We start from the raw sequence: 536 nt of genomic DNA, 5'->3' as shown, positions 1-536 counted from the left end.
CTCGTGGAGAACGAGCCGGGTTTGTTCGCTCAACCGCTCCCGTAGCCCGGCGAACCCTGCCCTGACCAGCCTGCACTATCCAGCGCAAGCGACGAAGCGGACATCAACTCGCGTAACGCCCTCTGAGTGCTGGCTCGCTGTGCGAGCAACGTCCGCTTCGTCCAGCGCAGCACCGGATTGGCGCTGATACCAGGATCCTCGTCGCGACGCCGGCTGAGCTGGATGGTATCCACCGCAGGATCGAACCGAATGGCACGTAGGTGGGAACAGGTTAATGGCCACCGCGCACAACGAGATGAGGACGGCGCACAACACCAGCGCGGCCGCGTGCCGAACATCTGCCGGTACTCCTCAGGCACCTGAAACCGCATCAGATGATCGTGAGGGTGAAGGGATTGTCGATCGACAGGGGTGACGGCGGTCATGAGAAGCTCCCCATAGGCGGCCAGATACCGCCCCAGTGATGGCCACGGGATTCCCCACGTGCGGCCAGATACCTCCCCGCTTGATCGCGATCATTCCCGGTCGGCGAGAGT

The 536-nt window shown here is 63.2% G+C and carries 1 protein-coding gene; it reads right to left on the bottom strand.

Translation table 11 applies throughout. From position 1 onward, the window contains the following. Positions 1 to 29: 29 nt before the first annotated feature. Positions 30 to 425 (bottom strand): hypothetical protein, encoded by a 396-nt coding sequence (locus ACTWQA_RS59190; protein ID WP_443167533.1) that lies wholly within the window; start codon positions 423 to 425, stop codon positions 30 to 32. Between the last annotated feature and the right edge of the window lie 111 nt (positions 426 to 536).

Origin of the sequence: Nonomuraea sp. 10N515B (assembly GCF_052245915.1) — a bacterium.
Classification (GTDB): domain Bacteria; phylum Actinomycetota; class Actinomycetes; order Streptosporangiales; family Streptosporangiaceae; genus Nonomuraea.
The sequence above is the reverse complement of the archived record's forward strand: the minus strand, read 5'-3'. Positions and strand labels throughout refer to the sequence as shown.

Coding starts and splice junctions, on each gene's coding strand:
- ACTWQA_RS59190 (WP_443167533.1), bottom strand. CDS start 425: ATGACCGCCGTCACCCCTGTCGATCGACAATCCCTTCACCCTCACGAT.